A 23,102-nucleotide genomic window follows, 5' to 3' on the forward strand; every position below is an offset into this window, starting at 1 on the left:
GATAACTGTCAATTGACCGCCCGTCAACAACTCTTGTAGTGCTGCGGCATGGAAGATTCCGCTGCTCCGAAACGTTCAGTCACGGTCGCCGACGTCGCGAAAGCGGCACGAGTGTCGAAAGCGACGGCCGCCCGCGTGCTCGGCGGCTACGGCGTCGTCAGCGGCAAGATCAAGGATCAGGTCATGGCGGCGGCGACGGCTCTCGAATACCGGCCGAACGAACTTGCGCGCAGCATGAGCACCGGCCGGTCCGGCATCATCGGGATCGTCGTCGGCGATATCGAAAACGCCTTCTTCAGTCTGGCGGTGCGCGGCATCAGCGATGCGGCTCGGCTCGCCGGCTTCGATGTGATCATCTCCAATTCGGGCGAGAAGCTCGAATCGGAGAAATCAGCCGTCGACCTCCTGATCGGCAAGCGTGTCGACGGCCTGATCGTGACGCCCGCCCGCTGTGACAGCTTCGACCATCTCCGACACGTCGGCCGCGCCGGTATGCCGCTGGTCCTCTTCGACCGGAGCATCGCGGAGCTCGATGTCGACGCCGTGACCGGCGATGATCGCGAGGCCGCCATCGCCGCGGCCCGGTTTATGGTCGACGCAGGACATCGACGTCTCGCTTACGTCTCGGCCATGGACGCTGAGGACGGCGGAGTGACCGATATCAGCCGGATATCGAATTCTGCCGTGCGTGAACGCGTGGAAGGCTTCATGAGCGTGCTGACGGAAGCGGGCTTGCCCGACCCCGTTCACTATGTGAGGCTTGGCGCGACCGATCAACCGCAGACGGACGCCGTGATCAAACGCCTGCTGGCGGACCCATTGCCGCCAACCGCGGTCCTCGCATCGGACAGCCTGGTGGGGCTGCGCGTCTTCAAGTCGCTGCAATCACTCGGTCTCTCAATTCCCGGCGATATCTCGATGATTTCCTTCCTGGATGCCGATTGGACTAGCGTGACCGTGCCGCCGATTACCGTCGTCGACCAGCGCGTCTACGAGATGGGCAAACTCGCCGGCGAGCGGCTCGTCTCCCGCATCGAACAGATCCCCCTTGCCGTTGAACGGCTGCGGGTCAGCACGAGCCTCGTCATCCGCAGCTCGGTCGCAAGGATTGGCGGGTGAGCTTGTTCCAAAGCAGGAATGAAGCGGCGTCTAATCGAAAAGCTCGCCGTGGCCGATCTGCTCCCGCTTCCCCGGCACGTCGCTAATCACGGGATCGTCGGCAGGATCTGGATCTTTTTTATTTGCTTCGGTCAAAAATCGCGCCGCCTCGAGGAATGCGACCGAGATTTCCTCGGTTCCCCATCCGGCTTCGTTGGCGGCTGCAATCAGCCTCTCCAAAGCGTCGCGCGCAGCAGCACTTGCTTCTTCGAAGCGCTGAGCGGGAGCCTCGGTTTTCGGCGGTGGAAAGGTCATCGGCGTTCCCTCCATAGTCTGACTATCAGAATGAACGCATCTCTTCCGAAATGGATGCACGACGAAGACGATTTAGCGGCGGGTGCGCCGGCTTTCTCGATCAGATAACACTCCGCAAAAGGAACGGGGAGCGCTCCAGCGGACGCTGAGCGAGGATCCTGAGCATCGCCGGCCCCCGTATGCCGGCAGTGGTGCGCGTGCGGCCGTCATGATAGACGACCGTCATGACCTGGTTGAGAATATCATAGCGTATCTCTGCGATCGTCCGGGTGTGAACCGGAAATACGCATTCGTCGGGCTCAGATGTCTGCCCGGAGGTTTTCAAAGTCATCGCGATGCCCCAACGATAACAGCGCTCTGTCCCTCGCCCCCTGTTCAGTGCATCCGGCCGGAAATCATAAGCGCTAGCGGCCCAATCAAGCATATATTGCGCCCATGGTCGCGTGACATCAGCGTGACATGCAGTTTCGTCTGAGAAAATGCTTAGAAATCAGCAGCTTATGAAAGCGGCAAGTGCCTGTAAAAGTCCCGCAATCAGTGCAATGTCGTCTGTAATGCGTGGACCCGAGCCACCTCAGGCCAGCGTTCGCTCCTGCGCGCGAGCGACCGGACGGCCTCGTCCACCGCAAGAACCGCGTCCCTCAGCCGTTCGATCTCATAATCAAGTTCATATCGCTCGACCTCATCAAGATCATGCCTGTCCAGCAGCCCACTCGCCGCTTCGATCAAACGGTCCGTGCGCCGGACAATATCCAGAGCGCGTCGTATAAGGACGTCAAGCATGCAATTCCCTCCTTGCCCGAAAGAGAGTCAGGCAGAATCGGAATGCTGGCAATCCTCAAATCTTGTCAGATCCGCTCGCGCACCCTGTCGTAGAAATCCTTGAGTTCGCGCAAGGCCGACGGCCCACGATGGCGCGGTGGGGAGAGCTGACGCGAGGCAAGCGCCAACAAACCTCCGACAGCAGCCATGAGGACAAAGGTTGAGAGCGGATAATGTTTCACCAGAGCCCCGGTCTGGCGAACCGCCTTTCCGGCGCCGCCCTTCGCCGAACGCCCCGCACTGATGACCTGCTGCTGAAGCCTATCAACCTGTTTCCGTAGAGCGCTCAGTTCTGTGCGCAAATCGTCCTCGGCTTGGCGGGGGACCCCGACAGAGGCGGTGTTGATATCGACGATCGCTTTCGGAATCGGCTCGCCGATCTTGGCACCTTCGGTGTCGAGCGTCGTCCCCACCGTGTTCTTGCGGCGCGGCATGATCAGTTCTCCTCTCTAGTCGTCATCGAGCGAAAAAACCGGTCGGTAATGGCGCTGGGAAATCACCAAGCTTCGGTCGGGCTGGATAATATAAATCTCCTCGACTTGCCGCCCCCATTGATCCGTGAAGGTGTGCGGAAAGGATGAACCGACCGGGGATTTCGTCAGCTTTGTGCGCGGTTGCCCCTGATAGGTGATGCTGCCCGGAATGGGCTCAAGTCCCGCCGATGGGTAGCTGCCTGCACTGGTCTTGCAACCCGTCAGCGCGATGGCCATAACCAGCCCAAGCCCCATGCTCCGCCTCATCGAATCCTCCGGCTGCTTCGGCATTCGCCTGTCGCACAAATAACAAGGCGCGGCGGACATTGTTCCGGAACCCGGTGGCAGCAGGCAGGAGTTCCTCTTCGAACAGGAACACCGGGGCGGCGGTTATTTCGAAGCGAAGCGCGGCGCTGCGTCGATGCGCTTCGCCGACGCGGAAGCGCCGAACTGGCGCGCCAACGTTTCATCCAGGCCGCCCATTGCGGCCGGTGTCCTGGCGTAAAGGCAAGAGAGGCCCCGAAGCGCTCGAATAGCGGCTCCGTGCGCTAACGCACCAAGGAAACAGGCCGCTTGGTATCAAACGGGGGGGCTACTATCTTGATTAGGTGAAGAGCGATGACGTTAACCGGCAATCGTGGCGGACTTTCATGGCGATTTTCTACCGACCGATACTCCCGCAGGATTTCAGATGCCTGTCGAAGGCTGTCATGAGCTGGTATCGCCATTTCGGCGTCTCGGTAAGCGAACACGACAGCCAGATCCTGTGCAGCGCCGCCATCCAGCTCTTCAATGAAGGCAAGACCGATGTCGACGACCTCGCCGCAGGATTGATCGAGATGTTTCCCGCCCCGGATCTGCTCAAGATCAACGCTCCGACCTCGCAGTCGATCCACTAACATCTGCTAACCTTTGCTTCGGCGAGCCGAAGTTGCCGCAAACAAGAGGCGAAGCTCCTCCTTCGCGCGGTGCCACCCACTCTCGGAACAGGGTGCGCTTTGCCGCGTTCTCACGGTCTGAAGGAGGTGCGTTATGGCCAAGACAAAGATTCCGAAGAAGATTGCAGGTTACAAGGTGCCGAAAGCCATCCGAAAGAATTCGATACTGAAAACCTTACTGGCGAGCCCCAGCGGTCGTGACACGCTGGGAAAGGCGCTGATTGCGGGAGCCGGCGCTGCTGCGGCCGTGCTGGTGGAGGACCGCGATGACATTGCCGGCGCCGCAAAATCGAGTACGCGCAAGAGCGCAAAGACTCTTGGGGTGGTCGGGCAGGCCTTCCATAGTGCGGCCGATGCGGCCATCGATGTTGTGCGTGAGGCCGCCAGTTCGGCGCTTCCGAAGAATATCCGGAAGCAGGCGGAAGAAAACCCTCGGAAGGGCGTCGCCGTGCATTAGATGCGACGCCGCCCCGAAAGCATTCGAAGAGAAAGCTGGAATCTCTCTTGCGCAAACGCGCCGATAAAGGCGTCTTGTCTCAGGCCAAAGCGGCCGCGACGGCCAAGGCGCTCGGAAAGCTTGTGCGCAAGCACCCTCTCATCGCGGCCGAGATTGCCCTGGCGGGAACGGCTAGAGGCATCGCGGTCGCGGCCGAGGAAGTAAAGCATCGCATCCTACCTGATCATGATGTCGAGGAAATCGGAGACAAGGAGTCCGGGGAAATCGACTGAAAGACCAGGATCTGAAGGAGCCTGGCGAGGCCATTCTGAAGGAAACGCGGGCCAATATCACACCGAAGCAGCTGATCAAGGCTGTGATGAAATCGCATCCGCAGGCCACCAAGAAAGAAATCGTTTCGTGCGGCCTTCTACGCTTTTATTGCGCATGCCGGCAACGACCCCGAAATGGCCGGCATCCTTCAGAACTTCGCGATCACCCAGCGCGCCGAGGAAATCGAGTGACACTGCGGCGGCCGAAGATATCGGCATCCCAAGCGTGAATGAATCCTGGCCCGCCGTCAACCGGACAGCTAAAGCTCGTCGCTGCGACGCTTTACCGCGTGTTTTACAGCCAGCAAATGTCGGCGCCGTTCGATCATGTAGTCAGCATAACCGACGCAGATGTAAAGCAATGTCGGACCGGCGTAGATGACGATGAGAGCCAGTGCAACAAGGATGAATGCGGTCGTCATGGTCTGTTTTCCGTCATGTTGATCATGTAAAGCGGTGGACCTCGTGCCTTGGGCTCATCAGGTCCCACCGCCAGGTCTGTCCCTCACTTCTCTCTTGCGTCGTGGGTGTGGTGGCGATCATGCTCGCCGCCGCCGCCGGAAACTTTGCTTCGCGTACGTCTATCCGGCTCGGCTGCCGGTTTCGGTATCTCAAGCGGCGACTTGGCGTTTTCGTGGGATGCGCCTGGGCCGCCCTGGCGGATCGTCGACGGGCTCTTCTTCGAAGTAGACATCGATGCCTCCTACCTGTCCTGCTGGTAACCCTGATGGGTTGTGTTGACTTTGGTGTTTCCTTGTTGACCCTTCTTTTCCGGGTTTTCGCTGCCGCCTGTCATCGCGGAATCCTCTGCCTCGGTCCGCGCCGGCTTGCCGGCTCCCTTGTTGCTGACGTTGTCGGCGGGAATGGGGGGTAATCTGCTGCTCATCACCTTGTCCTCATTTAGGATTCCGAGTGGAGCTGTGATCCGAATATTGCTCGGTCTGAACAGTCTTGCCGTCGAGACCGCGCTCTTTGGAGTGCCGGGTCTTGTCGCGGTTCGAAAGAACCGTGTTTGCGGGAAGCTTTTCCTCGTCGAGATTGGTCATCGCGCCGCTTCCGTCGCCCTTCCCCTTCGCGCCCGCGCCAATGTGCTTCCGGTCGGCATGTGCCATGGTTTTCTCCTTCCATTTATGGACTCAAACACACCAGGCCCATGGAGGTTCCGGGATGCGAAACTCAAATCGCCTGACGCTCGAGCGGACAAGCCGCGACGCCCTAAAGCTTGTCCAGGTGCCGCTGCAGTTCGTCCTTGGGGATGAAATTGTCGGTGCTGCCCGGCTCATGATCGGGATGCGATACCTTCACGTCGAGATCGTCAGGAAGCGACAATGCCTGCTTGGCGTTCATGATGCCCAGCGGCACCCGTCCTTCCTCGGTTTCTACGGCAACTTCGACAAGTGGTCTTCTGGCTTTCATTTCGGCGTTCCTTATCCCTGTCTAGTCGAAATCCGCCTGCTTCCCGATCGTTCCCTTGCCGCGTGAATCCGTGGCCTTTCTTCCCGCACCGCCGCCGTAATGCTATGCAGCAGAGGGTTCGACGCCAGCTCCTCCAACGAGAGCGACAACTTCGGCTTCCAGTTGGGGTAACTGTCGCTCGTGCCAGGGATATTGGTGGGCCTTTTCTCGTCGGTCAGGTCGGCAAGCCGAACCGCGACGAGAAGCGACGGAGTACGGGCGATGAAGCGGTAGGCGCTGACCGTCAATTCCCTCAAAGTCTCCCGGCCGGCCCTCGCACTAAGACCTGCCGGCACGTCGATGCCGGCAGCGAGGAGCGCGGCCTTCAGATTTCGTCGCTCGCGCCGGCGGTGCTGGAGATGTTTTGCCGTGAGATCGGGCGGCACGATGCCGTGGTCGCGGCGATCCTGGATGTCGGCGCTGCGCCACCAGCCGGCAAGCGTCTGGTGGTCGTGCGTCGAAATGCAAGTCAGGCCAAAAACGGGATAGGCATCCGGCGGCTTGAAGCCTTTCTCGTCCTGTTCATAGGAGAGAATGCGATAGGAGAGGATCTGCGCCGCCGCCAGCTCGTCAGGCAAATCCGGCGGGATCATTCCCAGCGCTTCGCCGATGACGAGGCATCGATACTTGTCGGACGTCTCGGCCAGGATCTGCAGAAGCCGATGCTGGGGGTAGCGGACATAGGCGCCGTCTTCCGGCGTGCTGTCGAGTGGCACCAGAAAGAGGCGGCGGAGCGCCGGCGCGTGATCGATACGGATCGCACCAGCATATTGCATCGCGGCGCTCACCATGCGCCGGTAAGGAGAACTGTCTCCTGCAGCGATGGCGGACGGCAGATATCCGGCGAGATGCCAGTCCTGCCCCTCTACCGCGAACGGATCGGGAGGGCTGCCGATGGTCGCTTTCGAGATATAGACATCCGGCTCGCTCCATGTCGCCGATCCGTCGACCGCCTCGCCGACGGCGAGATCGAGATAAAGCCCGATCCGCAGACCAGCTTTTCGCGCCCGGTCCGCTGCCTGCAGCAACTGCCGGTGGGCGAGCCACTGCAGCCACATATGAAAGCGGACCTCGTCCGCATACTCACGTTCGAACTCGGCGACGGCGGCGCTGTCGAAGCGCCGGAAATCTGCCGGCCATCCCTGCCAGCCAGCGCCTGCACCGCGTTCCGCCATGGAAAGCGAAAGACATTCAAAGAGCGCATGGCGCCGCAAGCTGTTGCCGCCTCGGGTGACGAAGGCATCGAAATCAACGGGATTGTAGGCTTCATGGGCGGCACCCGCCTGCAGCCAGGCGCGCCAGAGATCGCGCAGAGCTCCAAGCTTGGCTCTCGCAACTCCGACATAATCGACGAGGCCCCCCCCGCGAAGTCCCTCCAATTGCCGTTCGAGTTCGGCACTACTGACAAAACCTGGCAATCTATCGACCGCGATATAGAGCGGGTTGAGATGCTGACGGCTTGAAGGTTCATAGGGGCTGCAGCGATCGGGATCGGCAAGAAATGGTGCGTGAAGCGGATTGAGACCGATGAAATCAGCGCCAAGCTTCCCCGCCAAGTCGGCCATGTCAGACAGATCCTCGAAATCGCCGATGCCCCAGTTTCGCGCCGAACGCAGTTCGTAAAGCTGCAGGCTGATACCCCAGACCCGCGTCTTGAACAGGAAATCCGGCAGAAATGATTTGGGAATCGCCCTATCCGCCGGCCTCGACTGCTGCTCCAGTCGCGGTGGATAAGTTTGGCGATGGGTGGTTCCCGATAGCTCGACTTCCAGAGCCGAGAGTATCTTGCGTTTGGTGTCGGCGGAAATCGCCACCTCGCGATCGTCGGGACTCGGCCTGGTCGGGCTGATCCCGTATCGCCGGGCGAGCTTTTCGAGTTCGGCGGATTTCATCGTCCGATCGCCTTCATGCCATGCCCTCACCTGAGATGCTCCAGATCACCGTCCAGGGCGCCAATTGTCCTCCATCGCGGCCGCCGAGGCGGAAGATCGTTTCTCCTTCTTCGCGCCGCCGCAGAAGCGGCGCCGCCTCGCCGCCGAGATTGGCATCCAAATGAAGGCGACGGTCGCCGGCTAAAAACCAATCCACCGCGAGCGCTGTCCCCTCGGAGTGGTAGGTGGCTTTTCCGCCGCCGGCGCCTTTCAGCAGGGGAACGATCCGTCGATGTCGGAGGTCGAGAAGCGTCTTGTAGAATTCAAGCATTTCCGATGAGGCGCGTTTTGACCAGTCGAGCTTGGCCGCCGCAAAGGTCGACGGCGCCGTCGGGTCGAGAAGCTCGTCAGCGTCGAAACCCGGCAGGCGCGAAAGCTCCTCGCGCCTGCCCTTCCTGACCTTTTCGTTCAGATCCTCGTCGAAGTCGCAGAAGAACGGAAAAGGTTCTCGCGCACCCCATTCCTCGCCCATGAACAGCATCGGTATCTCAGGTGCCAGCAGGTAGATCGATGTGACGGCCTTGACAGCATTCGTCGGGCTCGAAGCCATGATCCGCTCCCCCAGCGCCCGGTTGCCGATCTGATCATGGTTCTGGATAAAGGAGACGAAGGCGGTGGGCGGCAGATGGCCGCTCGGCTTACCCCGGCTCCCGCCGCGGTAGGGCATATGCTCCCCCTGGAACACGAAACCTTCCGCCAGCGTCCGGCCTAGCTTGCCGGCGTCACCGGTATAATCGGCATAGTAGCCGAAGGTTTCACCCGTGGCGGTAATATGCAGCACATGGTGCATATCGTCGTTCCATTGGGCCGTGAACAGCCTCGCCTCGCCGTCTGCGTCACGTTCCAAAAGGTCGCTGTCGTTCTCCTCGTTTTCCACGATCAGATGAACATGCCGGTCACCGGCCGCAGCCTTGACGCGGCGGGCCAGCGCGTGAAGAAGATGCTCAGAACTGTCGTCCTTGATGGCGTGGACGGCGTCGAAGCGAAAACCGTCGAGCCTGAACTCGGTGATCCAATAGATGGCGTTCTCGATGACGAATTCGCGGATCATCTCAGAGCCGTCCCCGTCATAATTGATGCCGTGGCCCCAGGGGGTCCTGTGATGATCGGTAAAGAGCGGCGCATAAGAGGGGATATAGTTCCCATCGGGTCCGAAGTGGTTGTAGACCGCGTCGAGGAAGACCGAGATGCCGCGCTCATGCGCCGCATCCACCAGCGCCATCAGATCTTCCGGCCGGCCGTAAGTGCTGTCGGGTGCATAGGGAAGCACGCCGTCATAGCCCCAGTTGTAGCGGCCGGGGAAGTCGCTGAGCGGCATGATCTGCAGCGCCGTGACGCCAAGCTCCCGCAGATTGTCGAGACGCTCGATCGCGGCCTTGAAAGTGCCCTGTGGTGTGAAGCAGCCGATATGCAGTTCGTAGATGACCATCTCCTCCCAAGGCCGGCCGGCCCATTCGCGTGTGCTCCAGCGATAGGCGGCAAGGTCGACCACTTCGCTCGGACCATGCACATCCTGCGGCTGGAAGCGCGAAGCAGGATCGGGAATTTGAAGACCGTCCGGCAGGATGAAGCGATACTGCGTACCAGGGCCGGCATCCGCGACCGCGCACTTATGCCAGCCATCTTCAGCCGCTTGCATCGGGCGCGGATCAGAGCCTTCGATTTTCAACGAAACGCTTTCATGCAGTGGAGCCCAAAGGCGAAACAGAACGCCATCTTCGGTGAATGCGGGGCCGAACATCGTTTTGGTCAAGGGGAAGCCTTCGGTGAGTGAGGATGGGTTTGAGTAACTTTTAGCAGAGCGAAAAGTTTCACCGGAGTAGAGTACGCGCGACGAGATCTCATCAGCGGGCGGCGCAAATCCGAATTGGTCGCGGCGTGTTCATGCTGGTTCACGCGGACGAAGAGCAGTTTTCCATGTTAACCGCGCGCCTCATGGGCGGCATCCGCGGGCACGGCAGCCGATTCCTCCGCCACTCAGGCTGGTGACATAGGGGTTGAAGAAACGTCGATTATGCAGCACCCCCCAACGGCTGCCGCTTCGATCATCACGCCGCCGCGACCGTGGCCCTCAGAGCCTCGTCCATGGCCGCCTGGAGTTGCTCCTGCGTGAACGGTTTCGCCATCCTGAGCATCCGGCCGAGCCCCTGATCCTCGGCAAGCTCGACATAGCCGGAAGCGAGGATAACGGGCAGGTTGGGGAAGGCTGAACGAAGATGGCGTGCGAGCTCGGCGCCCGTCATGCCCGGCATGGCATGATCGGTGATGACGAGATCACACTCCTGTCCGCCAGCGAGGAATTCCAAAGCTTGGGTAGCGGAAGCCGCTTCCCGCGGCAGGTGCCCGAGATCCTCCAGCATTGCCACGGTTCCGGTCCTGACAAGCGCATCGTCGTCGACGACGAGGATGGCAAGCGATCGCGAGACTGCTTTCAAGGGTTCGGCGGCCGCAGGCACGTCCGCCGGCTCTGCCTTTGGAATGCTCTGCGCGACGGGCAGCCAGAGGGAGACGGTCGTGCCCTTCCCTCTTGTGCTCGAAATCTGGATGGAACCACCCGACTGCGCTGCCAGGCCGTGCACCATCGACAGGCCGAGACCGGTGCCTTTGCCGATCCCCTTCGTGGTGAAGAAAGGTTCGGCGGCGCGCAGAACCGTTGCCTCGTCCATTCCTTCGCCGTCGTCCGAGACCGATATCTTGATGTAATTGCCGCCTGCAAGGCCGGCCGGCCGGGTCTCCTCCGCCTCCGCGGCGACCGTCACCGCACCACCACTTTCGAGCGCATCCCGTGCATTGACGAAGAGGTTGAGCAGCGCCAGTTCCAGCTGGTTGCTGTCCACCAGCAGCGGCTCCAGATCAACAGGGATGCGCTTTCGGATCTCGACCCGCGGTCCAACCGCTTTGGCGAGCAGATCCTCGACATTTTCGAACAGCCGGAGGAAGTCGACCGCCTGCGGCTTCAGCTCCTGTCGGCGCGCGAAGGCGAGCAGGCGCTGGGTGAGCGCGGTACCGCGTTCGGCCGCCTGGATGGCGTTCGTCACCAGGCGTTCGCTGCGCTCGTCCGCCGGAAGCCGCTTCTTTAGCAGGCTGAGACTGCCGAGCACCGCCATCAGAAGATTGTTGAAGTCGTGCGCCACGCCGCCTGTCAGATGGCCGATCGTATCGAGCTTCTGCGCTTCGAAGAGCTGGGCCAGCGCCTCCTCGCGCTCGCGCGTCCTTTGGTCGATGCGATGCTCGAGCTCCTCGTTCAGCTGACGCAACTGCGCCGCCGAGGCTTCGAGTTCGGCGGTGCGCTGGTGCACCCTGGCCTCCAGCTCGGCGTTCAGACGTTCGAGTTCCCGCGTCTTCCTGTAGAGATCCGCAAAGACCCTGACCTTGGCGCGCAGCACCTCGGGCACGATCGGGACGGAGACGTAATCGACGGCGCCCACCGCATAGCCGCGCAACCGGTCTGGTTCCGCCAGCATCACGGCGGAGACGAATATGATCGGTGTGTTTTGATAGCGCGGATGCTGCCGGATCATGCTGACCAGTTCGAATCCGTCCTGCTCGGGCATGCAGACGTCGACGAGGATCACGGCAATTTCCGTGCGCAGCAGGTGCTCGAAGGCTTCGCGCGCCGATTGCGCCTTGATCAGATTTTCCTCGAGCTCTTCGAGAATGACCTCGTAGCTCAGGAGTTTGGCGGGCTGGTCGTCGACGAGGAGGATGTTGACGGGGTTCATGGCCGGATCCTCAGCGGTGCAGCCACATACGCAGAGCCGACAGGAGCTGCTCGGTGTTGACGGGCTTTGCCAGGTAGTCCGACGCGCCCGCTTCCAGGCATTTCTCCCGGTCACCCTTCATCGCCTTAGCTGTCAGCGCCAGGATCGGCAGCCGTCGGAAGCGGGGCTCCGAGCGGATCACCTGCATCGTCTCGTAACCGTCCATCCCGGGCATCATGATATCCATCAGCACGATCGCCACCGAGGGCTCGGTGTTGATGACCTCGATCGCCTCGCTGCCTGTGGTGGCAGTCAGCACCTTCATGCCCCGGCGCTCCAGCACGCTGCTCAGCGCGAAGATGTTGCGGGCGTCGTCGTCGACGAGCAGCACGGTCTCGCCGACCAGATCCTCGTCCGAGCTGTGCAGCTCCTGCAGCGTCGCCTGTTTTGCGGCCGGCAGGTCGGCGACGACCCGGTGCAGGAAGAGCGCCGTCTCGTCGAGCAGCCGCTCGGGCGACTCCACCCCCTTCACCACGACGCTGCGGGCCATACTGTGCAGTGTGGCGTCTTCCTCGGGCGAAAGCTCCCGCCCTGTGAACACGACGACCGGGACTTCAGCGATCTCGGCGTCGTCGCGGATCTGCTCGAGCACTTCGAAGCCGGACATGTCAGGCAGCGTGAGGTCGAGCACGACGCAGTCGGCCGAGCCCTGCCGGAGAACCGTGAGCGCCTCCGACCCGGAGCCGACGCTTGTTATGTCGATGTCGTCGTGCCCAAGAAGGGCGGTGACGCTCATGCGCTCGGCTTCGTTGTCTTCCACCAGCAGCAGCTGTTTGCGGCGCGGCTCGGCATAAGCCTTCAGCCGCGACAGCGCCTTGCCGAGACCTTCCGGCGTTGTCGGCTTGCTCATGAAGGCGAAGGCGCCGCGAGTCAGCCCGTGCTGGCGGTCCTCGTCGAGGCTGATGATCTGCACCGGAATGTGTCGCGTCTGCGAATTCTGTTTGAGCTGGCTCAGCACCGTCCAGCCGAGCATGTCTGGCAGGAAGATGTCGAGCGAAATCGCCGACGGCCTGTATTCCTGTGCAAGAACAAGCGCATCGCTGCCGCGCATCGCGACCAACACCTTGAAGCCGTTGTCGCGGGCGAGATCGACGAGGACGCGGGCATAATGCGCATCGTCTTCGACGACGAGCAGCACGGAGTCGCCGGGCTCGATCCGGTGGCGGTCGTCCGCGACATGTTCGGCGGGTTTATCAGCCCGGCGGGCAGCCGCCTCGGCGAATTCGACGACATTCGCCGCTGCCGGAGCCGACTTCGGCGCCACCGCGCCGGCGCCGACATAGGTGAGCGGCAGGTAAAGCACGAAGGTGCTGCCGACACCCGGCGTGCTGCGCAGCTGGATCTCGCCGCCGAGCAGGTTTGCCAGTTCGCGGCTGATGGCGAGCCCCAGGCCGGTGCCGCCATATTTGCGGCTGGTCGAGGCGTCCGCCTGCTGGAACGCCTCGAAGATGATGCGCTGCTTCTCAGGCGGAATGCCGATACCGGTATCGATCACTTCAAAGGCGATGACCGATGGCGCATGCCGGAGCGAGGGATGCTCCGGCGACCAGCCGCTCGCCGCCGAGGCGACGCGAAGTGTGATGCCGCCCTGCGCCGTGAATTTGAAGGCGTTCGACAGCAGGTTCTTGAGGATCTGCTGCAGCCGCTTCGAATCCGTAATGATGCTCTTCGTCACATCGGCGCCGACCTCGATAGCGAAGGACAGGTTGCGGTTTTCCGCCTCGTGCCGGAATGGCCGCGCCATCACTTCGAGCAGATTGCTGACAAAGATCTCCTCGGCGTCGACCGAGACCGTACCGGACTCGATCTTCGACAGATCAAGAATATCGCTAATGAGGTTAAGCAGATCGGTGCCGGCGCCGTGGATGGTCTTTGCGAATTCGACCTGCTTTGCCGAGAGGTTGCCGTCGGGGTTTTCGCCAAGCTGCTGGCCGAGGATAAGGATCGAATTCAACGGCGTGCGCAATTCATGCGACATGTTGGCGAGGAATTCGGATTTGTACTTCGAGGTGAGAGCAAGCTCCGTCGCCTTTTCCTCGAGCGCGCGGCGGGCCTGCTCGATTTCCTGGTTCTTCGCCTCGACTTCGACGTTGCGTTCCTCGAGCTGCTGCGCCTTCTGGCCGAGCTGCTCGTTGGTCTGTTGCAACTCGCGCTGCTGCGTCTGCAGTTCGGCCGCGAGCTGCTGCGACTGCTTGAGCAGGCCTTCGGTCTGCATGGTCGCTTCGATCGAGTTGAGAACGATGCCGATCGAGGTCGTCAACTGGTCGAGGAAGGAAAGCTGCAGCTCGGTGAATTCGCCTGCAGAGGCAAGCTCGATCACCGCCTTCACCTGCCCCTCGAAATGCACCGGCAGGACGATCGCGCTTCGCGGCAGCGTCGTGAACACGCCCGAGCTGATCGGCACGACATTGTCGGGAAGGTCGGTGACGAGGATACGGCGGGCGTCGCTGGCGCATTGGCCGACCAGGCCCTGGCCGAAGTCGAGCCGCAGCGGATGCGCCGCTTCGACGCCCTGCGCATAAACGGAGAGCAGCGACAGGAACGGCTGCTCTTCGTCGGCGTCCACCTGGTAGATGACGCCCTGATGCGCGCCGACCAGCGGCGCCAGCTCCGAAAGCAGCATCTTGCCGACCAGCGTCAGGTCGCGCTGGCCCTGCAGCATGTTGGTGAAGCGCGCGAGGTTCGTCTTCAGCCAGTCCTGCTCGGTGTTGCGCTCCGTCGTCAGGCGCAAGTTGTCGATCATCGTGTTGATGTTGTCCTTGAGCTCGGCCACTTCGCCGCGCGCATCGACCTTGATTGATCGCGTCAGGTCACCCTTAGTGACGGCCGTGGCGACTTCGGCAATGGCGCGCACCTGCGTCGTCAGATTGGCGGCAAGCAGGTTGACGTTGCCGGTCAGATCCTTCCACGTTCCCGCGGTACCGGGAACGTTCGCCTGGCCGCCAAGGCGGCCTTCGACGCCGACTTCGCGCGCCACCGTGGTCACCTGATCGGCGAAGGTCGCAAGCGTGTTCGTCATGTTGTTGATGGTTTCGGCAAGGGCTGCCACCTCGCCCTTCGAGGCGACGGTGAGGTTCTGCTTCAGGTCGCCGTTTGCGACCGCCGTCACCACCTTGACGATGCCGCGCACCTGTTCGGTGAGGTTGGCGGCCATGACGTTGACGGTGTCGGTCAGATCTTTCCAGGTACCGGCCACGCCGGGCACCTGCGCCTGGCCGCCGAGCTTGCCTTCGGTGCCGACTTCGCGGGCGACGCGTGTGACTTCGCCGGCGAAGGCGTTCAGCTGGTCCACCATCGTATTGATCGTGTTCTTCAGTTCGAGGATTTCCCCCTTCACGTCGACGGTGATCTTGCGCGAGAGGTCGCCGCGCGCCACGGCGGTCGTCACTTCGGCGATGTTGCGAACCTGCGTCGTCAGATTGGCGGCGAGCAGGTTGACGTTGTCGGTCAGGTCCTTCCAGGTGCCGGCGACGCCGGGAACGACGGCCTGGCCGCCGAGCCTTCCATCGGTGCCGACTTCGCGGGCGACACGCGTCACTTCGCCGGCGAAGGAGCGAAGCTGGTCGACCATAGTATTCAGCGTGTCCTTCAAGAGCAGGATCTCGCCGCGCACATCGACGGTGATCTTGCGCGACAGGTCGCCATTGGCGATCGCAGTCGCCACCTCGGCGATGTTGCGCACCTGCGCCGTCAGGTTGCCCGCCATGGAGTTGACACTGTCGGTCAGATCCTTCCAGGTGCCGGCAACGCCTGGTACCTGCGCCTGGCCGCCGAGTTTGCCTTCGGTGCCGACTTCGCGGGCAACACGCGTGACTTCGCCGGCGAAAGCGTTCAGCTGGTCCACCATGGTGTTGATGGTGTTCTTCAGCTCAAGGATTTCCCCCTTCACGTCGACAGTGATCTTGCGTGAGAGGTCGCCACGCGCCACGGCGGTCGTGACTTCGGCGATGTTGCGCACCTGACCGGTGAGGTTCGAGGCCATGGAGTTGACGTTTTCGGTCAGATCCTTCCAGGTCCCGGCCACACCAGGCACCTGCGCCTGGCCGCCGAGCTTGCCTTCGGTGCCGACCTCTCGGGCCACACGCGTCACCTCGGAGGCGAAGCGGTTCAGCTGATCCACCATGGTGTTCAGCGTTTCCTTGAGCTCGAGGATTTCGCCCGAGACCGACACCGTGATCTTCTTCGACAGGTCGCCATTGGCGATCGCCGTGGAGACTTCGGCGATGTTGCGCACCTGCGCCGTCAGGTTGCCGGCCATGGAATTGACGCTGTCGGTCAGGTCCTTCCAGGTGCCGGCCACGCCGAGCACGTTGGCCTGGCCGCCGAGCCGGCCTTCGGTGCCGACTTCACGTGCGACGCGCGTGACCTCGCCGGCAAAGCCGTTCAACTGGTCGACCATCGTATTGATGGTTTCCTTCAGTTCGAGGATTTCGCCCGACACCGGAACGGTGATCTTCTTCGAAAGGTCGCCCTGGGCGACGGCGGTCGCGACTTCTGCGATATTGCGCACTTGGCCGGTCAGGTTGGAGGCCATGGAATTGACGCTGTCGGTCAGGTCCTTCCAGGTGCCGGCCACGCCGCGCACGTTGGCCTGGCCGCCGAGCCGGCCTTCCGTGCCGACTTCGCGCGCCACGCGCGTCACTTCCGAAGCGAAGGCGTTCAGCTGGTCGACCATCGTGTTGATGGTTTCCTTCAGTTCGAGAATTTCGCCCTTGACGTCGACGGTGATCTTCTTCGACAGGTCGCCATTGGCGATGGCTGTGGAGACTTCCGCGATATTACGCACCTGCGCCGTCAGGTTGCCGCCCATCGAGTTGACGTTTTCGGTCAGGTCCTTCCAGGTGCCGGCGACGCCACGTACGTTCGCCTGACCGCCGAGCCGGCCTTCCGTTCCCACTTCGCGGGCGACACGAGTCACCTCCGAGGCAAAGGCGTTCAGCTGATCGACCATCGTATTAATGGTTTCCTTCAGCTCGAGGATTTCGCCCGAAACCGTCACCGTGATCTTCTTCGACAGGTCGCCATTGGCGATCGCGGTGGAAACTTCGGCGATGTTGCGCACCTGCGCCGTCAGATTCGAGGCCATCGAATTGACGTTGTCGGTCAGGTCCTTCCAGGTGCCGGCCACGCCAGGCACCTGCGCCTGACCGCCGAGGCGGCCTTCGGTGCCGACTTCACGCGCCACGCGCGTGACTTCGCCGGCAAAGCCGTTCAACTGATCCACCATCGTATTGATGGTTTCCTTGAGTTCGAGGATTTCGCCCGAGACGTCGACGGTGATCTTGCGCGAGAGGTCGCCGCGCGCAACCGCCGTCGTCACCTGCGCGATGTTGCGCACCTGGGCTGTGAGGTTGCCGCACATCGCGTTGACCGAGTCGGTCAGGTCCTTCCAAGTGCCGGCGACGCCCGGCACCAGCGCTTGGCCGCCAAGCTTGCCTTCGGTGCCGACCTCACGGGCGACGCGCGTCACTTCGGAAGCGAAGGAGCGCAGCTGATCGACCATGGTGTTGATCGCTTCCTTAAGCTGCAGGATCTCGCCGCGCACGTCGACGGTAATCTTCTTGGAGAGGTCGCCGTTAGCGACCGCGATCGTCACCTCCGCGATGTTGCGCACCTGCGCCGTCAGGTTCGACGCCATCGAGTTGACGCTTTCAGTCAAGTCCTTCCAGACGCCCGTCACCTCGGGCACCTGCGCCTGCCCACCGAGCTTGCCGTCAGTGCCGACTTCGCGGGCAACGCGCGTCACCTCCGAGGTGAAGACGCTGAGCTGCTTGATCATCGTGTTGACGATATCGGCCGAGCGCAGGAATTCGCCCTTCAGCGCCCGCCCGTCGACATCGAGCGGCACGGTCTGCAAGAGATCGCCTTTGGCGACCGCGGTGATCGTGCGGGTGACCGCCGTGGTCGGCCACAGGAGATCGTCGATCAGACCATTGATCGAGCCTTCCATTTCCGACCATGAACCATCCGACAGGCCGAAGCGCACCCTGGTACTTGTCCGCCCGTCGCGGCCGACGACCTGGCCGACATGTTCGAGTTGCCGGGCCATGCGCTGATTGGCGGCGATGATGTCGTTCAGCGCATCGGCGACCTTGCCGGTCACGCCGGTCAGGTCAGAGCGCATCCGCACGGAAAAGTCGCCGCGCCTGACCGCGACCAGCACTTCTAAAAGGGCGCTGGCATCGTCATACGCCATGCTTTTGTGGTCGTGCCCGTTGATGCTCTCAGCCGCAGCGCCGTCGCGCGAAAATTCACCGGTTTGCGTGCTCACGAAATCCCCCCTGTTCGACAGAGGGTAATTAGTGCTCGACTGGAAAAAGGCTATGGGTGTGCCGCAGGGTTGCGGAGGTAGGCCTAACCCAGTGTCGACGGCCAAACTTTGCCGGCGTGGGAACAGTTTCCCGCTGGCCATCGTTTCCGTCCTGACAAGGAGAACGACATGTCGAACGTCTCAAGGACAGGGAAAGACGAGATCAACAATGCGACCAGCCCGACGACCTTCGGCAGGTCGGTCGAGAGCCAAGCGCAGATGCAGGATGCCGCGGCGGAGGCATCGTCCGAAACCGGCGGCGAGGTGCTGAACATCTACCGGCTTGAGCCGATCGCCAAACCCGATGATCCCAGATGGGGCAACGCTCCCAATCACGGCGCCATCGTCGTCGCCGCCCGGACGCCGGGCGATGCCAGAATCGTTGCCGCGGCACGCGAGCTCGATTTCATGGAAGTCGATGCGGCGCCTGCCGAAGATGTCACCACGGCCAATGCCAGCGCCTTTCGTGACGACAAGCTTTACACCGTGATCGAGATCGATCGGGGCAGACGTGATATAAAGCGGGGTATCCTCGACGGCACGGTCTCGGTCGACACAATCCGGCCGGTCGAACAGGACTAGAAATCCTTTCTTCACCCGGGAGTTCTCATGAATACCGCCAATCTGCAGCTCAAGGGCCTGATCATGGCAATGGCCTCGATATGCGACGCGATCGTCGAAAAGGAATTGCTTACGCGCGCGGAAATCGATGCCGCGCTCTCGAAAGCCAAAAAGGCGATCGAGGAGGACGACGACCATGAGCTCTCCGGCGCCAACCTGGCGGCAATCCTATTTCCAATCCGTGTGCTGCAGCTTGCCGGCGAGGCCGGCAGCAAAGGCGAAGGGGCGACATTTTCGGATTATGCCAAGCTCGTGGGCAAGCTCAGCTGACCATGTTCCAAGGCTTTTCTCTCGATTCCGTCGACGTCGGACCAGGTTTGCTTCGCGTCCGACACGGCGGATCAGGACCAGCCGTTCTTCTCCTCCACGGCCATCCCAGGACGCATATGACCTGGGGGAAAGTGGCTGAGCTGCTGGCGCCCGACTACACGGTCGTCTGCCCCGACCTTCCCGGCTTCGGCCGCTCCTACCAGCCGGCCGATGCTCCCGACAACAGCAACTCTTCGAAGCGCGCCAAGGCTGAAGCGCTGGTCGCGCTGATGCGGCGACTGGGGCACGAAAACTTCGCGGTGGTCGGCCACGACCGCGGAAGCCTGACTGCCTTCCGCATGGCGATGGACCATCCCGATCGCGTGCAGAAACTTGTCATCGCAGACGGCATCCCCGTGATCGAGCATCTCGAACGCGCCGACTGGAAATTTGCCCGGGACTGGTACCACTGGTTCTTCTTCGCTCAGCCGGAAAAGCCGGAGCGGGCGATCATGGCCGATCCCTTGGCATGGTACGACAAACTCTCGCCTGAACTGATGGGAAGGCCGGCCTATGACGACCTTATCGACATTATCCACGATCCAGCCGTGATCCACGGGATGATCGAGGATTACCGCGCCGGCCTCAGTATCGACCACCGCCACGACCGCGAGGACCGCGACGCCGGCCGGAAAGTGACCTGCCCCATGCTGTGCCTCTGGTCGTTGCGCGACGATATGGAACAGATCTATGGCGATCCCGTCGCTATCTGGCGAAACTGGGCCGAGGACGTGCGCGGCTTCGGCATCGACAGCGGCCATCACGTGGCCGAGGAGAACCCACAAGCTCTCTCGCAGGCGATCCGGAAGTTTCTCGAAAACAATAGTGATAGTATCTGGACTTAGGACATGGTCTGGTAGGCGAGCTAACCGGGCGCAGTGTCCAGCATCGTCGATTTTTGCGATAAGTTGATCCTTTTGGTATTGTTTTCCTGCGCCTCCTGTGGCTATACCCCCGCCCACAAACTCACGCACCGGGATTTCTACAGTGATCAGCTTTAAATCACTTCTGGCCGCCTGCGGCCTCTCCGCTCTGATCGGCCTTGCCGCGGCTCCGTCATTCGCCGGCTCGACCACCTACCCGCTGACGCTCGAAAACTGCGGCGCTGAGGTGACCTTCAAGAAGGCGCCCGAGCGGGCGATCGGGCTTGGCCAGAACAGCGCGGAAATCCTTCTGTTGCTCGGCCTTCAGGACAAGATGGTCGGCACCGCCTTCTGGCCGAGCAGGGTTCTGCCGCAGCTCGCCGAGGCAAATGCCAAGGTCAAGCTTCTCACCGTCGAAATGCCGACCTTCGAGTCGATGCTCGCGGAAAATCCCGATTTCGTGGCGGTGGCCTTGCCAAGCCTGGTCGGCCCCAACAGCAAGATCGCCAAGCGCGAGGATTTCGACAAGGTCGGCGTCCCAAGCTACCTCTCGCCGAGCACCTGCCTCAGCACCAAGGACGTCAAGGACCAGTACGGCAGCCGCGGCGAGTTGTGGAACATGGATCTTCTCTACAAGGAGATCGACGAACTCTCTCAGATTTTCGATGTCGCCGATCGGGGCCAGGCGCTGATCGCCGATTTCAAGGCGCGTGAAGCCAAGCTTCGCGGGAGCGTTGCCAAGGACGGCCAGAACCTGTCCTACGTCTTCTGGTTTTCCAGCCCCAGCCCGTCGGCCGACGCCTATGTTGGTGGTAAAAACAGCGCCTCCGCCTTCATCGCCGATCTGCTCGGCGGACATAATGCGATCACCGCCGACGCAGAATGGCCGACTGTCGGCTGGGAAGGCATCATCGCCTCCAACCCCGACGTCATCGTCGTCGCCAGCCTCGACCGCAACCGCTGGGAACTCGACAAACCCGAAGCCAAGATCAACTTCCTGAACACAGATCCGGCCGTCAGCCAGATTCCTGCCGTCAAGAATAAGGCGCTCGTCGTGATGGACGGCCAGGCGATGAACCCAACCATCCGCACGATCTACGGGGCCGAACAGGTGGCCGCGCAGCTGAAGGCCCTCGGTCTCCTGAAGTGACCCACGCAGGCCGTCTCTTCCGGCAGCTGGGAGCAGTCATCGCACTGCTCCTGGCTTCCCTTTGCCTCATCGCTGTCGCCATCGGCGTCAGCGTCGGCATCGGCGACCTGCCGATCCCGCTTGCGACCACCTTCTCGGCCGTTACCAACCGGCTCGGCTGGACCGCTGTCGAGCTGAACCGCATCCATGAGACTGTCATCTGGGATTATCGCCTGAGCCGCGCGCTCGTCGCCGCCTTCTGCGGCGCGGGACTGGCGCTGTCTGGCGCCATCATGCAGTCGCTGCTGCGCAATCCGCTCGCCGAACCCTATGTGCTCGGCATTTCGGCCGGCGCCTCCACCGGTGCCGTTGCGATCGTCATTTTAGGCGTCGGCGCGGGCGCCGTATCGCTTTCGGCAGGCGCCTTCGCCGGCGCCTTCGCGGCCTTCTTCTTCGTGGCGCTGCTGTCGAACGGCACGCGCGGCGGCGCGGACCGCACCATCCTTGCCGGTGTCGCCGCCTCGCAGCTCTTCAATGCTTCGACCTCCTATATCGTCACCACGTCGGCCAATGCGCAGCAGGCCCGCGACGTGATGTTCTGGCTGCTCGGCAGCTTCAGCGGCGTGCGCTGGCCGGAATTTGCGCTGGTCTCGATCGTCGTCGGCTTCGGCCTCGCCGCCTGCCTGCTCTACGCCCGCGTGCTCGACGCCTTCGCTTTCGGCGACGAGGCGGCATCCTCGCTCGGCGTCAATGTCAGCCGCGCCAGAATGGCGCTCTTCGCACTGACGGCCATGATGACGGCCACGATCGTCAGCATGGTGGGTTCGATCGGCTTCGTCGGCCTCGTCGTGCCGCATGTCGCCCGTTTCGTCGTCGGGCCGCTTCATATCCGTCTTCTGCCGGCCTGCGCCATATCAGGCGCCATCTTCATGGTGCTCGCCGACATCGCCGCGCGCGCCCTCATTCCCAACCAGATCCTGCCGATCGGCGTCGTGACGGCGCTGGTGGGCGTGCCCTTCTTCTCGATCATCCTCTACCGGTTCCAGCGGGCGTCATGAGCATCAAGGCCGACAACCTTACCTGGAAAATTGGCAGGAAGACCATTCTGGACGGCGTCTCCATGGAGGCGCAGCCCGGCCGGATGCTCGGCTTGCTCGGGCCGAACGGCTCGGGCAAGACCTCGCTGCTGCGGCTTCTCGCCGGCCTGAAGCGGCCGCATTCCGGCCGCGTCACACTCGACCGGAGCGATATCGGCACGATCAGCCGCCGCTCGATCGCCCGGCGTATCGCCTTCGTCGAGCAGCACGCAACGACGAACGCCAATCTCAAGGTCGTCGACGTCGTCAAGCTCGGCCGTTTCCCGCACCGGTCGATGTTCTCCGGCTGGACGAAGGCCGACGAAGAGGCGGTCGAGGCAGCGCTCGCCCGCGCCGGCATGGCCGAAAAGCGCAACGATCGCTGGCAGAGCCTATCGGGCGGCGAAAAGCAGCGCACCCACATCGCCAGGGCGCTTGCCCAGTCGCCGCAGGAACTCATCCTCGACGAACCGACAAACCATCTCGACATCCAGCACCAGATCGGCCTGATGCGGCTCGTTTCCGGCCTGCCGATCACCAGCATCGTCGCCCTGCACGATCTCAACCATGCCGCCATGTTCTGCGACGAGCTTGCTATCATGCAGCAGGGCCGGATCGTCGCGTCAGGCGCGCCAGAGGATGTGCTGAGCGAGGCGCTGCTGCGCGAGGTCTTTTCGGTCGAAGCCCGCATCGAAGCCTCCCCCCATCATTCGCGCCCGCATATCCACTATCTCAGGTGAGAACGGCCGCTCTCACGCCACGATCTGCAGCGGCAAAGCGGTCGTCTTTTTAATCGTCTTGAGGACGATGCTCGATTTGACCGACGCCAGATTGTCGGTGACCCGGATCATTCTTTCGAGAAACTGGCTGAGATGGTCGAGGTCACGCGTCATGACCTTCATCAGAAAGTCGGCGTCGCCCGTCTGCGAGTAACATTCCAGGATCTCCGGCGCAGTCTCGATGAAACGATGGAGCCGCTCGTTTCCGCCTTCCGTATGGGCTCGAAGGCTGACGAGCGTATGTGCGACGACGGTGAAACCCAGTTTCACCGGATTGAGGATAGCGACGACGCTCTGGATATATTGCTCTTTGCGCAGTCTTTCCAAACGGCGCGCGCATTGAGTGGCGGACAGGTTGACCTTCTGGGACAACTCGCCCTGCGTCATCTCGCTGTTTTGCTGGAGGGCGGCGAGCAATTTGATATCAAACGGATCAAGCATGACCATCACTCCA

25 protein-coding genes are annotated in these 23,102 nt (G+C 62.0%); 10 read left to right on the plus strand and 15 right to left on the minus strand.

Annotated elements, in window-relative coordinates:
* Positions 1 to 48 precede the first annotated feature (48 nt).
* The gene (locus AC13QO_RS20040) at positions 49 to 1,119 is read left to right on the plus strand and encodes a LacI family DNA-binding transcriptional regulator (protein WP_085781668.1); all 1,071 of its coding nucleotides are present in this window, start codon (positions 49 to 51) and stop codon (positions 1,117 to 1,119) included.
* A gap of 30 nt (positions 1,120 to 1,149) precedes the next feature.
* On the opposite strand, the gene AC13QO_RS20045 is transcribed toward AC13QO_RS20040, so the two are convergent.
* The 5 genes from AC13QO_RS20045 to AC13QO_RS20065 all read right to left on the minus strand — a co-directional run bounded on the left by AC13QO_RS20045 (position 1,150) and on the right by AC13QO_RS20065 (position 2,975).
* On the minus strand, positions 1,150 to 1,413 hold the full coding sequence (locus tag AC13QO_RS20045; protein WP_085782058.1) for a hypothetical protein: 264 nt from the start codon (positions 1,411 to 1,413) through the stop codon (positions 1,150 to 1,152).
* Positions 1,414 to 1,513: 100 nt separating this feature from the next.
* Positions 1,514 to 1,744: a hypothetical protein gene (locus tag AC13QO_RS20050; protein ID WP_085782059.1), complete on the minus strand. Its 231-nt coding sequence runs from the start codon at positions 1,742 to 1,744 to the stop codon at positions 1,514 to 1,516.
* Between the two features lie 203 nt (positions 1,745 to 1,947).
* Positions 1,948 to 2,196 (minus strand): hypothetical protein, encoded by a 249-nt coding sequence (locus AC13QO_RS20055; protein WP_085781669.1) that lies wholly within the window; start codon positions 2,194 to 2,196, stop codon positions 1,948 to 1,950.
* Between the two features lie 65 nt (positions 2,197 to 2,261).
* On the minus strand, positions 2,262 to 2,669 hold the full coding sequence (locus AC13QO_RS20060) for a hypothetical protein (RefSeq protein WP_085781670.1): 408 nt from the start codon (positions 2,667 to 2,669) through the stop codon (positions 2,262 to 2,264).
* Between the two features lie 15 nt (positions 2,670 to 2,684).
* Positions 2,685 to 2,975, minus strand: a complete 291-nt coding sequence (locus AC13QO_RS20065) for a hypothetical protein (protein WP_085781671.1) — start codon at positions 2,973 to 2,975, stop codon at positions 2,685 to 2,687.
* Between the two features lie 443 nt (positions 2,976 to 3,418).
* On the opposite strand from AC13QO_RS20065, the gene AC13QO_RS20070 reads away from it, so the two are divergent.
* The 3 genes from AC13QO_RS20070 to AC13QO_RS20080 all read left to right on the plus strand — a co-directional run bounded on the left by AC13QO_RS20070 (position 3,419) and on the right by AC13QO_RS20080 (position 4,375).
* Entirely contained in the window at positions 3,419 to 3,607 is a 189-nt protein-coding gene (locus AC13QO_RS20070; protein ID WP_198175597.1) for a hypothetical protein, read from the plus strand.
* Positions 3,608 to 3,740: 133 nt separating this feature from the next.
* On the plus strand, positions 3,741 to 4,103 hold the full coding sequence (locus AC13QO_RS20075; protein WP_085781672.1) for a hypothetical protein: 363 nt from the start codon (positions 3,741 to 3,743) through the stop codon (positions 4,101 to 4,103).
* A 47-nt stretch (positions 4,104 to 4,150) separates the two neighbouring features.
* A complete protein-coding gene (locus AC13QO_RS20080; RefSeq protein ID WP_085781673.1) occupies positions 4,151 to 4,375 on the plus strand; it encodes a hypothetical protein in 225 nt (74 codons plus the stop codon).
* A 299-nt stretch (positions 4,376 to 4,674) separates the two neighbouring features.
* On the opposite strand, the gene AC13QO_RS20085 is transcribed toward AC13QO_RS20080, so the two are convergent.
* The 9 genes from AC13QO_RS20085 to AC13QO_RS20125 all read right to left on the minus strand — a co-directional run bounded on the left by AC13QO_RS20085 (position 4,675) and on the right by AC13QO_RS20125 (position 17,832).
* Positions 4,675 to 4,836 (minus strand): hypothetical protein, encoded by a 162-nt coding sequence (locus AC13QO_RS20085; protein WP_164517833.1) that lies wholly within the window; start codon positions 4,834 to 4,836, stop codon positions 4,675 to 4,677.
* A gap of 83 nt (positions 4,837 to 4,919) precedes the next feature.
* A complete protein-coding gene (locus AC13QO_RS20090) occupies positions 4,920 to 5,108 on the minus strand; it encodes a hypothetical protein (RefSeq protein ID WP_085781675.1) in 189 nt (62 codons plus the stop codon).
* Between the two features lie 9 nt (positions 5,109 to 5,117).
* Entirely contained in the window at positions 5,118 to 5,300 is a 183-nt protein-coding gene (locus AC13QO_RS20095) for a hypothetical protein (RefSeq protein WP_085781676.1), read from the minus strand.
* 10 nt (positions 5,301 to 5,310) lie between these two features.
* Complete coding sequence (locus AC13QO_RS20100) at positions 5,311 to 5,526, minus strand: hypothetical protein (RefSeq protein WP_488541609.1); 216 nt, start codon at positions 5,524 to 5,526, stop codon at positions 5,311 to 5,313.
* Positions 5,527 to 5,629: 103 nt separating this feature from the next.
* A complete protein-coding gene (locus AC13QO_RS20105) occupies positions 5,630 to 5,830 on the minus strand; it encodes a hypothetical protein (protein WP_085781678.1) in 201 nt (66 codons plus the stop codon).
* Positions 5,831 to 5,841: 11 nt separating this feature from the next.
* Entirely contained in the window at positions 5,842 to 7,761 is a 1,920-nt protein-coding gene (gene malQ, locus AC13QO_RS20110; protein WP_085781679.1) for a 4-alpha-glucanotransferase, read from the minus strand.
* Between the two features lie 13 nt (positions 7,762 to 7,774).
* Positions 7,775 to 9,553, minus strand: coding sequence for a malto-oligosyltrehalose trehalohydrolase (treZ, locus tag AC13QO_RS20115; RefSeq protein ID WP_085781680.1), 1,779 nt, complete (start codon positions 9,551 to 9,553; stop codon positions 7,775 to 7,777).
* Positions 9,554 to 9,848: 295 nt separating this feature from the next.
* Positions 9,849 to 11,522: a response regulator gene (locus tag AC13QO_RS20120; RefSeq protein ID WP_085781681.1), complete on the minus strand. Its 1,674-nt coding sequence runs from the start codon at positions 11,520 to 11,522 to the stop codon at positions 9,849 to 9,851.
* Positions 11,523 to 11,532: 10 nt separating this feature from the next.
* Positions 11,533 to 17,832 (minus strand): HAMP domain-containing protein, encoded by a 6,300-nt coding sequence (locus AC13QO_RS20125; RefSeq protein ID WP_085781682.1) that lies wholly within the window; start codon positions 17,830 to 17,832, stop codon positions 11,533 to 11,535.
* Positions 17,833 to 18,000: 168 nt separating this feature from the next.
* Here AC13QO_RS20125 and AC13QO_RS20130 point away from each other — a divergent pair, with 168 nt between their 5' ends.
* From AC13QO_RS20130 to AC13QO_RS20155, 6 genes are all read left to right on the plus strand, one after another.
* Entirely contained in the window at positions 18,001 to 18,453 is a 453-nt protein-coding gene (locus AC13QO_RS20130) for a hypothetical protein (protein ID WP_085781683.1), read from the plus strand.
* 27 nt (positions 18,454 to 18,480) lie between these two features.
* A complete protein-coding gene (locus AC13QO_RS20135) occupies positions 18,481 to 18,762 on the plus strand; it encodes a hypothetical protein (RefSeq protein WP_085781684.1) in 282 nt (93 codons plus the stop codon).
* 2 nt (positions 18,763 to 18,764) lie between these two features.
* The gene (locus tag AC13QO_RS20140) at positions 18,765 to 19,646 is read left to right on the plus strand and encodes an alpha/beta fold hydrolase (RefSeq protein WP_085781685.1); all 882 of its coding nucleotides are present in this window, start codon (positions 18,765 to 18,767) and stop codon (positions 19,644 to 19,646) included.
* Positions 19,647 to 19,788: 142 nt separating this feature from the next.
* Positions 19,789 to 20,814, plus strand: a complete 1,026-nt coding sequence (locus tag AC13QO_RS20145; RefSeq protein WP_488541610.1) for an ABC transporter substrate-binding protein — start codon at positions 19,789 to 19,791, stop codon at positions 20,812 to 20,814.
* Positions 20,811 to 21,851: a FecCD family ABC transporter permease gene (locus AC13QO_RS20150; protein ID WP_488541611.1), complete on the plus strand. Its 1,041-nt coding sequence runs from the start codon at positions 20,811 to 20,813 to the stop codon at positions 21,849 to 21,851. The genes AC13QO_RS20145 and AC13QO_RS20150 overlap by 4 nt, the downstream gene beginning before the upstream one ends.
* Positions 21,848 to 22,609, plus strand: a complete 762-nt coding sequence (locus AC13QO_RS20155; protein ID WP_085781688.1) for an ABC transporter ATP-binding protein — start codon at positions 21,848 to 21,850, stop codon at positions 22,607 to 22,609. Before AC13QO_RS20150 ends, AC13QO_RS20155 begins: the two co-directional genes overlap by 4 nt.
* Before the next feature lie 12 nt (positions 22,610 to 22,621).
* On the opposite strand, the gene AC13QO_RS20160 is transcribed toward AC13QO_RS20155, so the two are convergent.
* Positions 22,622 to 23,089 (minus strand): Lrp/AsnC family transcriptional regulator, encoded by a 468-nt coding sequence (locus tag AC13QO_RS20160; RefSeq protein ID WP_085782060.1) that lies wholly within the window; start codon positions 23,087 to 23,089, stop codon positions 22,622 to 22,624.
* Positions 23,090 to 23,102: the final 13 nt, after the last annotated feature.

This window comes from Rhizobium sp. CNPSo 3670 (assembly GCF_057784555.1).

What these genes read in the sequence shown, in the direction of transcription:
- AC13QO_RS20040 (WP_085781668.1), top strand. Translation starts at nt 49, where the DNA reads ATGGAAGATTCCGCTGCTCCGAAACGTTCAGTCACGGTCGCCGACGTC.
- AC13QO_RS20045 (WP_085782058.1), bottom strand. Translation starts at nt 1,413, where the DNA reads ATGACCTTTCCACCGCCGAAAACCGAGGCTCCCGCTCAGCGCTTCGAA.
- AC13QO_RS20050 (WP_085782059.1), bottom strand. Translation starts at nt 1,744, where the DNA reads ATGACTTTGAAAACCTCCGGGCAGACATCTGAGCCCGACGAATGCGTA.
- AC13QO_RS20055 (WP_085781669.1), bottom strand. Translation starts at nt 2,196, where the DNA reads ATGCTTGACGTCCTTATACGACGCGCTCTGGATATTGTCCGGCGCACG.
- AC13QO_RS20060 (WP_085781670.1), bottom strand. Translation starts at nt 2,669, where the DNA reads ATGCCGCGCCGCAAGAACACGGTGGGGACGACGCTCGACACCGAAGGT.
- AC13QO_RS20065 (WP_085781671.1), bottom strand. Translation starts at nt 2,975, where the DNA reads ATGAGGCGGAGCATGGGGCTTGGGCTGGTTATGGCCATCGCGCTGACG.
- AC13QO_RS20070 (WP_198175597.1), top strand. Translation starts at nt 3,419, where the DNA reads ATGAGCTGGTATCGCCATTTCGGCGTCTCGGTAAGCGAACACGACAGC.
- AC13QO_RS20075 (WP_085781672.1), top strand. Translation starts at nt 3,741, where the DNA reads ATGGCCAAGACAAAGATTCCGAAGAAGATTGCAGGTTACAAGGTGCCG.
- AC13QO_RS20085 (WP_164517833.1), bottom strand. Translation starts at nt 4,836, where the DNA reads ATGACGACCGCATTCATCCTTGTTGCACTGGCTCTCATCGTCATCTAC.
- AC13QO_RS20090 (WP_085781675.1), bottom strand. Translation starts at nt 5,108, where the DNA reads ATGTCTACTTCGAAGAAGAGCCCGTCGACGATCCGCCAGGGCGGCCCA.
- AC13QO_RS20095 (WP_085781676.1), bottom strand. Translation starts at nt 5,300, where the DNA reads ATGAGCAGCAGATTACCCCCCATTCCCGCCGACAACGTCAGCAACAAG.
- AC13QO_RS20100 (WP_488541609.1), bottom strand. Translation starts at nt 5,526, where the DNA reads ATGGCACATGCCGACCGGAAGCACATTGGCGCGGGCGCGAAGGGGAAG.
- AC13QO_RS20105 (WP_085781678.1), bottom strand. Translation starts at nt 5,830, where the DNA reads ATGAAAGCCAGAAGACCACTTGTCGAAGTTGCCGTAGAAACCGAGGAA.
- malQ (WP_085781679.1), bottom strand. Translation starts at nt 7,761, where the DNA reads ATGAAATCCGCCGAACTCGAAAAGCTCGCCCGGCGATACGGGATCAGC.
- AC13QO_RS20120 (WP_085781681.1), bottom strand. Translation starts at nt 11,522, where the DNA reads ATGAACCCCGTCAACATCCTCCTCGTCGACGACCAGCCCGCCAAACTC.
- AC13QO_RS20130 (WP_085781683.1), top strand. Translation starts at nt 18,001, where the DNA reads ATGTCGAACGTCTCAAGGACAGGGAAAGACGAGATCAACAATGCGACC.
- AC13QO_RS20135 (WP_085781684.1), top strand. Translation starts at nt 18,481, where the DNA reads ATGAATACCGCCAATCTGCAGCTCAAGGGCCTGATCATGGCAATGGCC.
- AC13QO_RS20140 (WP_085781685.1), top strand. Translation starts at nt 18,765, where the DNA reads ATGTTCCAAGGCTTTTCTCTCGATTCCGTCGACGTCGGACCAGGTTTG.
- AC13QO_RS20155 (WP_085781688.1), top strand. Translation starts at nt 21,848, where the DNA reads ATGAGCATCAAGGCCGACAACCTTACCTGGAAAATTGGCAGGAAGACC.
- AC13QO_RS20160 (WP_085782060.1), bottom strand. Translation starts at nt 23,089, where the DNA reads ATGCTTGATCCGTTTGATATCAAATTGCTCGCCGCCCTCCAGCAAAAC.